Genomic DNA, 9,220 nt, shown 5'->3' on the forward strand with positions numbered 1-9,220 from the left:
AGACATGAAAATACGTAGTATTATTTTTCTACTTATGGCTGCTGTAAATCTTCAAGCTCAAAGTCAAACCAGTAGTGCCTCTTTTTTAGATAGAACCGAATTTAAAATAGGGTATTACGGAAATATAGTATGGGATAATGGACTTAATATTGGCGCAGAATATGCATGGAAAAAATATGTTAAGATCAAAGAGCGAAAGAAGGGACAAAAGATCATCACTCACCAATTTTTGTTCAACGGAAGCCTTGGTTACTCCACAAACTTCTCAACACAAACAGATAATGGACTATCTACTTATTATGGCCTTATTTGGCGAAGAACAAATCCCAAAGGCAAGCAATACAACGTGGAGTTAAATCCGCTTGGGTATTATCGTTCATTTTTACCAGAAACGTATGAGGTAAAAGGAGATCATGTTTCTAAAGTTTCCCTTCCTGGGAGAGGCTATTATGCCCCTTCTATTGCTATTGGAATAGGAAAACTTCGTAAAGGAAAAAAACGTTCAGGTTGGTATTTAAACCTTCAATGTACCCTGCGAACAAATTATAATACAGGTACATTACCTGTTTTCTCATTACAATACGGTCATCGGTTTAATTTTAAAAGAAAAAAATAATGCAAAAAATGATTCTTAGTAAAGTAAAAATAGTAGTCCTCATAGTAATAATTTTAAGCGTTTTCTCTTGTTCAAAAGATGATGATAATATTTATGACCTAAATGAAACCATTTTTGTACGGCATAAGCAAGCCGATATGCCGGCATACATTCATGGTAATGCTTCTGAAAAAGTATTCCTAATCATACTGCATGGAGGTCCCGGGGGAACTGGATGGGGGGAAAGAAAAAACACCATTAAAAGCAAAATAGAAAGAAATAATGCCGTTGTTTATTTTGATCAACGTGGCTCTGGCAACTCACAAGGCAGTTATTCTGAAGAAGATGTGAGTATTGATCTAATGGCAGAAGATGTTTTGGCTTTAGTAAAGGTTTTAAAAGCTAAGTATGGTGATGATTCTAAATTCTTTTTAATGGGGCATAGTTGGGGAGGCACATTAGGGCCTGCTACCTTGTTAAAAAATCAAGAAGATTTTTTAGGGTGGATTGATGTTGATGGTGCCCATAATCCAAAAGGAATGTATAATGAATATAAAACTACTTTTAAGAAAATAGCAGATGAGCAAATCGCGCTACAAAATAATGTTGAATATTGGAAAAGTGTACTTGATTTAATAAAAAACGTGGGTACAGATTACAGTAAGGAGGATTTTTATAAATTGAATGGAGAAGCATATAATGCCGAAGAAAAGCTTGCAGATGACGGGGTAATTAACAAACCAAAATCTGATGGTCTTAATAGCTTCCAATATAATTCATTGATAACCATTTGGAATGGCAACAAAATACAGTCTATTTTAGTTAAAAAGGGGCTTTTTGAAAAGGTATCGTTTACCGATAGATTATCCGAAATTACAATACCCTCTCTAGTACTTTGGGGAAAATATGATATTGGTGTTCCTACTATATATGCCCAAGAAGCTTATGACAATTTGGGATCTAGTGATAAAGAACTTTTCATTTTTGAAAAATCAGCACACAGCCCCATGGATACTGAACCTGATCTTTTTGCTGAAAAAGTAATTGATTTTATCAATCAGCATAAATAGTGAGATGATAATCGTATTATTCAATATTAAAAGAAGACGAAAATAAATTATATAATAAAGCAAATCGAATAGCTTCTGAGCAAAATATATTTTTAGGTTTAGGAATAGTAGTAATAGATCCAACAAAAAGAACTAACACTATATATTCTATAATTGGAGATACTTTCATTGCTTTTTGTTTACTCTTATTTATCTGGGTTATGATAGCACTTAGAAAGCAAAAAGTTAAAAAAACATAATTAAGAATCAAGTTATGCCAGTTTCAGTAATTGATAAAAAACAAAGAAAAATGACTCTAAAATAAAGATTTGGGCATGTGTACGAGGTTGCCAAATTTTTAAAGCTTGTATTGAGCTTGTCGAAGTATGGCCTTTCAAAAATGAGAAGTTAAAACAAAATATAAAAACTCTATTCTATGCTAATCCATAAATGTAGTATCTTTCTGAGCGCAACGTTTCATGCATAAACTGTTAGCAATTATTTAAATCAGAAAATATGAACAGGAGGTATTATTTCTTATCAATGATTGGATTCGTTTTTATCTTGCAAAGTTGTAAGCCAATTAGCTTAAATAATTCCTATATAGATGAAAAATTACCAGGGATAGTACCTGAACTATTTGCTCCATCTTTTGTAAATACAGATGCTATAGAAATTAATACAGTATTTAATGCTTCGTTTACCGAAATGTTTTTTACCAGAATTATTGATGGTAACTTTATTATACATCACTCTAATTTAATTAATGGTAAGTGGACTGCGCCGCAACCAATACAAATGTATACCGACCAAAAAAGTGAATCGGTTGCTATTGACCCATCAATTACACAAGATGGCAATACCATGTATTTTCTTGGGATTAACCCTGAAGATCGTTTGAAAAAAAGTAAACCAGACATATATAGAAGTCAAAAAATCGATGGTAAATGGCAAATTGCTTCAAAGGTTGGATACCCCATATCAACAGAAAAGTATGTAGAATCCTACCCGGTAGTTGTTGCAGATGGAAGTATATATTTCACATCAAATCGTCCTGGCGGCCTTGGTAAAGGAGATATTTATAGAGCGCAATATCTAGGAGAAGGAAAATTCGATACCCCAATGAATATTGGTTCTGAAGTAAATTCAAAGAAAGGTGAACGTAGTACCTATGTTTCTCCTGATGAAAGTTATTTGATTACCGGAAACACATATACAGATGAGAAAGGTTTTGCAATATCATTTAAAGAAAATAACAAATGGCAAGCTCCGGTTCATTTTGATATTGGTGAACCGCTAAAGAAAGATTGGATTTATTTCTGCCCATATATGTCACCAGATGGCAAGTATTTTTTCTTTTCAAAAAGGTATAGTAATCCTCCTAAAAGTGGATGGAAAGGAGTAACCAAAGGAGAAGTGTATTGGGTAAATGTTAGTGCTATTTTTAAAGACCAAAGAAAATAAACAGTAGACTAGTGATTTATAAAAATATGGGGAAATGAATCTAAAACAAAAGTTTGAGCGTGTTTATATGCTTGTAAAACCTTTTTATTTTGAAATTTGACTATTCAATCCTTCTAAGTAGTTTTTCATGCTATTGGTAACAAAACCATCCCAAGCGGCTGAACAAAATTCATAGCATGTTATTTCAGAGGTTAATCCATGATGAATCAAACTTACTTCCACTTTGCCATTATTAACCGGACTAATAATCCATTCTAACTTGGTACCTACCCATTCTTTTTTTACGCCTTTTAAACCCGGAATAATTTGATTAGCATCAATACATTCCCAGGTAATTGAATTAAACGAATCAAACTCTATAACCTTAAATTGATACCAGGGTTCACCCCAAGAAACTGTAAATATATCGCCCTTGCTTTGAACAGGATTACTCGTGTTTCCCCACCATTTACTAATACCCTTGGTTAAAGCCATAAAGGCAGATTTTTCGTTAGATTTAATAATAATTGACCTTTTATAATCCATAAGACTTTGATATTCATTATAATATTCATAATAATTAACTAGTTGCTAAATAAAACCAGTTGCAATGTAGAAAAAGTAATTGTAATTTGCAACTAGTTAGCAAATTGCCATACAGAATGAAAGAATCTAAATCTTATTGCCCAATTAATTTGTCATTAGAAATTATTGGCGATAAATGGACACTCATTATTATTAGAGATATAATGATGGTTGGCAAACGTCATTTTAGAGAGTTGCTCAAATCTGATGAAAAAATTGCCTCAAATATCCTAAGTAATAGGTTAGCTATGCTGGAAAAACGAGGAATTCTTACCAAAAAAAAAGACGACTCTCATAAACAAAAACATATTTACAGCTTAACACAAATGGGAATTGACCTTTTTCCAGTAATTATGGATATTGGTGTTTGGGCATCAAAACATTTACCTGTTGACAAAAAATTAACTGAACATTTGAAAGCATTGATTGATGGAGGGGAGAAAAAACAAAAAGAGTTTCTGGAAGAGTTAAAAAACAATCATTTAGATTGAGTAAAAAGAGTACAAAACAAAAACTATAATTCATTGTGGTTTTTTATCGCAATGAAATTATAGTCAACCGTTGTATATAATAAAATTACTATGACACAAGAATTATATCAAAAAGCAATCAAATTTGCTGGAGAAAAACACAGCAAACAAAAAGTTCCCGGAACAAACGCTAACTATCTTTTACATATTTCAAATGTAGCTATGGAAGTGTTACTTGCTTACAATTTTGATGATTCATTTGATATAGATTTTGCCATGCAAACAGCAATTTTGCATGATACAATTGAAGATACAGATACAGATTTTGAAGAAATCAAACAGATATTTGATGAGCCTATTGCTATAGCTGTACAGGCGCTAACAAAAGATGAGAAGTTACTATCCAAAGAAGAAAAAATGATGGATAGCTTGATTCGTATAAATAAATTGCAAAAAGAAGTTGGAATCGTTAAAATAGCAGACCGAATCACAAACCTCCAAATTCCACCAGAACATTGGACTAAAAATAAAATAATTAAATATTGTGAAGAAGCTAAATTAATTTCATCTCATCTTAATAATAAAAATGAGTATCTAAATAAACGACTACAATCAAAAATAAAGGAATATGAACAAATGATTACAACATTATAATCATGGATGAAAGGCTGAATAGTATTATTTCTGAAATTCGGGAAAAATGCAAAAAAGCAAATTGTACTGAATTTGAATACTATTGGGAGTATTATGGATTGCTATGGTACCCCTGGTCTCTTGAGATTAATGATAGATCTGAATCTTTTACATGTAATGATATTTCTTACAGGGATTTAGAAGAATTATGCTCTGAAGGGCTAATAGAGCTTGTTAAGGAATATTCAAAAGATGAAATGGGAGATGAATATGACAGAAAAAGATATCGAATAATAGACAATATACAGCACTTTTAGTATATGGATTTAGGAATTACCTTCTTTTTAACCACAGGAATTGTCATCAATGCAATTATACTTTTGTTATTGATAAAATCTAAAACCAAAGAATCACCGCAGCGATTACTTCTTTTGTTTTTTTCGATAACCCTATTTTACATTATTCACGGTTATGCACAAATTCATAAACTAAAACCCTTATTTCTTACCACTTTTGTGTTTAATGAAATTATTGAATTTTTTACCGGACCTTTAATATTTGTTTATATAAAGTCTCTATTTGAAGGAAAGAAAAAACTAATAAGAAAATACTATATTCATTTTGTTCCCACTTTGCTCTACTTGCTATGTGTATCCATTCCTTTTTTGATCTCAATCATTAAGAAAGAGTTTGTTTTTAACTATTTAAAAACTATCAATGATCATGGTGATTTGTTTGGCGTTTTATTGATGATGTATTTTATTTTTTACACATTATATTCATTAAAATTATTTAACACCTACAAAAGTGCAATGAAACTCAATTTTTCAAACATTTCTGAAAATGATTTTGGTTGGGTGAAACGAATGCTAATTGGTGTGCTCGTGATTTCATGCCTGGATGTGGTATTTACTTTATATGAGACCAACGTCAAAGAGTTAAATTTTGAAACTACGTATTTGACATTAGTTTCAGTAATTATATTAATAGCATATTTAGGGTATTATGGAGTTAAACAGTCAAAAATCCTACTCCCTGATTTTTTGATCAATACACCAGAGAAAAAAGATAAAGAAGGTAAAAAAAACGAATACTTGTCTGGTATGAGCGATGAGGAATTGAATAACCTGAAATTGTCATTAGAGCATGTAATGTTTGTTGGAGAAAAATATTTAGACGAAGATCTTACTTTAAGCAGGTTGGCAAGTGCAATTTCAATTTCTGATAAAAAGCTCTCAACATTTTTAAATCAATATTTAGAGACTACATTTTATGACTATGTGAATAAATATCGCGTAGCCTCTGTCAAGGAAAAAATGAAATCATCAGAGTATGGTAATATTACACTTCTGGGTATTGCATACGAATCTGGTTTTAAGTCCAAAACCAGCTTTAATAGAATATTTAAAAAAGAAACCGGTTTATCTCCATCCCAATTCAAATCCTCACTCCAAAAAACATTATAAAAATAGGTGCCAACAGAAGCGTTGGAGCGTTTGGATCGTAGTTTTCATATTTATTTGTGTCAAATCTCAACAGAATAATTACTCGATAGGGTGATATGTAATATTTGAGTAGTATGTAATTTCAAAATGAATATATCAATCAAAAAAAACAATAATTATGAAATCGTATTTTACTTTTATTTTAATTACTTTTTTAAGTGTCCAGAGTTGTACATCTCAAGACGGAAAATTTACAGGTTATGCTACCGCTGTAGTTAATGAGGATGAGGTCTTAGAAATAGAGACATTTGGATTAGCCGATAAAGAAAAAAAGAAGAACTATTCAAAAAATACAATTCAACCGATAGGATCGGTGAGTAAAACAGTTATTGGAGTTTCCTTAATGATAGCCAAAGAGAAAGGACTAATTGACCTGGATAAAGATATCAATGAATATCTGGACTTTAAAATTGTTAATCCGCATATCAATGATTCAAACATCATTACATTACGACATCTGGCAACCCATACCTCTGGAATTATGGATAATGAAAAAATATACGAATCAGCATATGCTTATGAGCTTTCTCCAAAAACATCTTTAAGAGCATACTTATATGAGCATCTTAGTCATAATAGGAAGAGTGTAAAGAAAAGTTTTTCGAAAAAGAAATCAGGAGTGCAATATGAATATTCGAATATTGGAGCAACATTAGCGGCTTATATAATTGAAAAAGTTAGTAAGAAACCTTTTAATGAATTTACTGAAGAAAATATATTCACACCATTAAAGATGAATAATACAGGTTGGTTTTATAAGAATATAAATAGTACACAACATAGTATATTATACGATGAAAATGATCAGGCCATACAACCTTATTCTTGTGTGACATATCCCGATGGAAGCTTAAAAACGAACATACAAGACTTGTCTCTTTACTTAATTGAACTCATAAAAGGATATAACGGAAATAGTACATTACTTACTAAAAAATCGTGGAGTGAGTTATATGCTAAGAATTTTAATGAAAAGAACGAAGTTCAGAATATTAATCCGAGAGAACCTAATACCGGGCTTTTTATGGCTTATTTTAAATCTGGGAAAATAGGCCATACAGGTTCAGATTTAGGAGCATCTGCTTTTATGATGTTTAATCCCAAAACAAACGTAGGACAAATTCTGATGGCAAATGAAGATCTAAGCCCTGATAATTTAGAAAGATTTAAGAAAATTTGGAATAAACTAAGCAGATAAACAGAGCTGTATTTTTATCCGTTTAATTATCTTAGTGCCAATGAAAAAGTAGGAGTATTCTTTTATGTTATAATGCCTTTGTATATGATCTAATGCTTATAAAAAACAAGTTAAACTTAAATCCCCGAGACTTATAATGCAAGACATTCCTGTAAGAAAAGGTAATGCAAACTCAAATGAATCTATTTTTGCAATTAAAAATGTTAAGAAGATGTTGGGTGGAAAACCTATGACCCAGAGTCTTCATAGGCATGATTTTTTCTTTTTACTTGCACTAGAGCAGGGAACCGGTTTTCATGAAATAGATTTTGTTCCTTACGACGTTTGTGCTCATTCGATATTTTTTATTCGCCCGGGTCAGGTACATCAACTTACACTAAATGCAGAATGCACAGGGTATTTACTTAATTTTAATGCCAATTCTTATGTTGCCCATGATAGGGTAAGGATAGAATTGTTAAGAAAAATAAGCAGTTTAAACTTTTATCAACTTGATACGACTAGTTTTAAAAAATCACTATCGATTTTAGATGCTATTTTTCAGGAATTCACAAATAAAGATGATGGATATCAGGAAGTAATTAACGCTAACTTAAGTATATTACTTACAGAACTTAGTCGGAATATCGGAAAAGATCATAAGGACAGTGGTACATCATATTCACAAGAACGACTTCAAGAGTTTTTAGAACTTTTAGAAACACATTGTATTACCTGTAAACGCGCCGCTCAATATGCAGAAATGATGAACCTTTCTTTGTATCAACTTAATGCTATCACTAAATCTACAGTAGGTAAAACATGTTCCGAATTAATTAATGAACACATAATTTTGGAAGCCAAAAGATATCTTTTGGCTACTTCTAATCAAGTAAGTAGTATAGCCTATGATTTAGGATATGATGATACATCTTACTTCATCAGGTTTTTTAAAAAACATATGAAGTGTTCGCCCAAAGTGTTTAGACATAAATTTTTAGGTAAATCCTAGTAAACTACAATTTTGTCCTGCTATAGTAGTTCGTGTGAGTGCTGATTTTGTAGACATAAATAATGACACCTATTTATTATCTACTCCTTAATTGTCTAAATGAATCAAAAAGCAGATTTAAAATGAATTGGATATTGAAAACAATAATTATTGGTATTGGCGCTACATTTACAATGGATATTTGGTCATATATATTAAGTCTGTTTAAAATAAAATCACTTGACTATAGTCTTCTTGGCCGTTGGGTTGGCTATATGCCTAAAGGAAAATTCTTTCATAATAAAATTTTTAATTCTCCCTCGTTAAAAAATGAATTAGTAATAGGTTGGTTATCGCATTATATAATAGGTATATCATTTGCCTTTTTATTGGTATTTGTTTGTAGTAAAGATTGGTTAGCTAACCCAACTTTTCAACCAGCCATTTTAATAGGTCTTGTTACTATCGTCGCTCCTTTTTTTATTATGCAGCCTGCATTTGGGTTTGGGGTTGCATTATCAGATATACCAAATCCAACTATAGGTAGGATAAAAAGCTTGCTTACACATACCATTTTCGGAATCGGATTATACCTAAGTGCAATTCTATTAAATAAAATATCGGCGATATAACCCTTTGTTCGTATTTAAAATGAATAATTAGATACTATAGTAGTATACTTCTCTGGAGTGAAAAAACATTTCTATGTTTAGATTGAGATACCTATATCTGGGGTTGTAGTACCATCTATAATTTTGTTGTTTATGTAAAA

Annotated in this window: 12 protein-coding genes; 10 read left to right on the forward strand and 2 right to left on the reverse strand. The window is 31.2% G+C overall.

What is annotated here, in order from left to right; translation table 11 throughout:
- Nucleotides 1–4: 4 nt before the first annotated feature.
- On the forward strand, nucleotides 5–616 hold the full coding sequence (locus tag Z054_RS0120485) for a hypothetical protein (protein WP_024771905.1): 612 nt from the start codon (nucleotides 5–7) through the stop codon (nucleotides 614–616).
- A complete protein-coding gene (locus Z054_RS0120490) occupies nucleotides 616–1,665 on the forward strand; it encodes an alpha/beta fold hydrolase (RefSeq protein WP_024771906.1) in 1,050 nt (349 codons plus the stop codon). Before Z054_RS0120485 ends, Z054_RS0120490 begins: the two co-directional genes overlap by 1 nt.
- A 16-nt stretch (nucleotides 1,666–1,681) precedes the next feature.
- On the opposite strand, the gene Z054_RS31835 is transcribed toward Z054_RS0120490, so the two are convergent.
- On the reverse strand, nucleotides 1,682–1,834 hold the full coding sequence (locus Z054_RS31835) for a hypothetical protein (protein WP_161635318.1): 153 nt from the start codon (nucleotides 1,832–1,834) through the stop codon (nucleotides 1,682–1,684).
- A 326-nt stretch (nucleotides 1,835–2,160) separates the two neighbouring features.
- On the opposite strand from Z054_RS31835, the gene Z054_RS0120500 reads away from it, so the two are divergent.
- Nucleotides 2,161–3,108: a TolB-like translocation protein gene (locus tag Z054_RS0120500; protein ID WP_024771908.1), complete on the forward strand. Its 948-nt coding sequence runs from the start codon at nucleotides 2,161–2,163 to the stop codon at nucleotides 3,106–3,108.
- 84 nt (nucleotides 3,109–3,192) lie between these two features.
- Here the strand turns inward: Z054_RS0120500 and Z054_RS0120505 are convergent, their stop codons facing one another.
- Nucleotides 3,193–3,582 (reverse strand): hypothetical protein, encoded by a 390-nt coding sequence (locus tag Z054_RS0120505; RefSeq protein ID WP_152538628.1) that lies wholly within the window; start codon nucleotides 3,580–3,582, stop codon nucleotides 3,193–3,195.
- 167 nt (nucleotides 3,583–3,749) lie between these two features.
- Between Z054_RS0120505 and Z054_RS0120510 the strand changes: the two genes are divergently transcribed.
- The 7 genes from Z054_RS0120510 to Z054_RS0120540 all read left to right on the forward strand — a co-directional run bounded on the left by Z054_RS0120510 (nucleotide 3,750) and on the right by Z054_RS0120540 (nucleotide 9,080).
- Nucleotides 3,750–4,163, forward strand: a complete 414-nt coding sequence (locus tag Z054_RS0120510; protein WP_024771910.1) for a winged helix-turn-helix transcriptional regulator — start codon at nucleotides 3,750–3,752, stop codon at nucleotides 4,161–4,163.
- A gap of 90 nt (nucleotides 4,164–4,253) precedes the next feature.
- Nucleotides 4,254–4,796, forward strand: coding sequence for an HD domain-containing protein (locus Z054_RS0120515; RefSeq protein ID WP_024771911.1), 543 nt, complete (start codon nucleotides 4,254–4,256; stop codon nucleotides 4,794–4,796).
- A 2-nt stretch (nucleotides 4,797–4,798) separates the two neighbouring features.
- On the forward strand, nucleotides 4,799–5,092 hold the full coding sequence (locus Z054_RS0120520) for a hypothetical protein (RefSeq protein WP_024771912.1): 294 nt from the start codon (nucleotides 4,799–4,801) through the stop codon (nucleotides 5,090–5,092).
- Between the two features lie 3 nt (nucleotides 5,093–5,095).
- Nucleotides 5,096–6,241 (forward strand): helix-turn-helix domain-containing protein, encoded by a 1,146-nt coding sequence (locus Z054_RS0120525; protein WP_024771913.1) that lies wholly within the window; start codon nucleotides 5,096–5,098, stop codon nucleotides 6,239–6,241.
- Between the two features lie 157 nt (nucleotides 6,242–6,398).
- Nucleotides 6,399–7,478: a serine hydrolase domain-containing protein gene (locus Z054_RS0120530; protein WP_024771914.1), complete on the forward strand. Its 1,080-nt coding sequence runs from the start codon at nucleotides 6,399–6,401 to the stop codon at nucleotides 7,476–7,478.
- 136 nt (nucleotides 7,479–7,614) lie between these two features.
- Nucleotides 7,615–8,469 (forward strand): helix-turn-helix domain-containing protein, encoded by an 855-nt coding sequence (locus Z054_RS0120535; RefSeq protein ID WP_024771915.1) that lies wholly within the window; start codon nucleotides 7,615–7,617, stop codon nucleotides 8,467–8,469.
- A gap of 122 nt (nucleotides 8,470–8,591) precedes the next feature.
- Nucleotides 8,592–9,080: a DUF2938 domain-containing protein gene (locus Z054_RS0120540; RefSeq protein ID WP_024771916.1), complete on the forward strand. Its 489-nt coding sequence runs from the start codon at nucleotides 8,592–8,594 to the stop codon at nucleotides 9,078–9,080.
- The last annotated feature ends 140 nt before the right edge of the window (nucleotides 9,081–9,220 follow it).

Origin of the sequence: Aquimarina macrocephali JAMB N27 (genome assembly GCF_000520995.1) — a bacterium.
Lineage (GTDB): Bacteria > Bacteroidota > Bacteroidia > Flavobacteriales > Flavobacteriaceae > Aquimarina > Aquimarina macrocephali.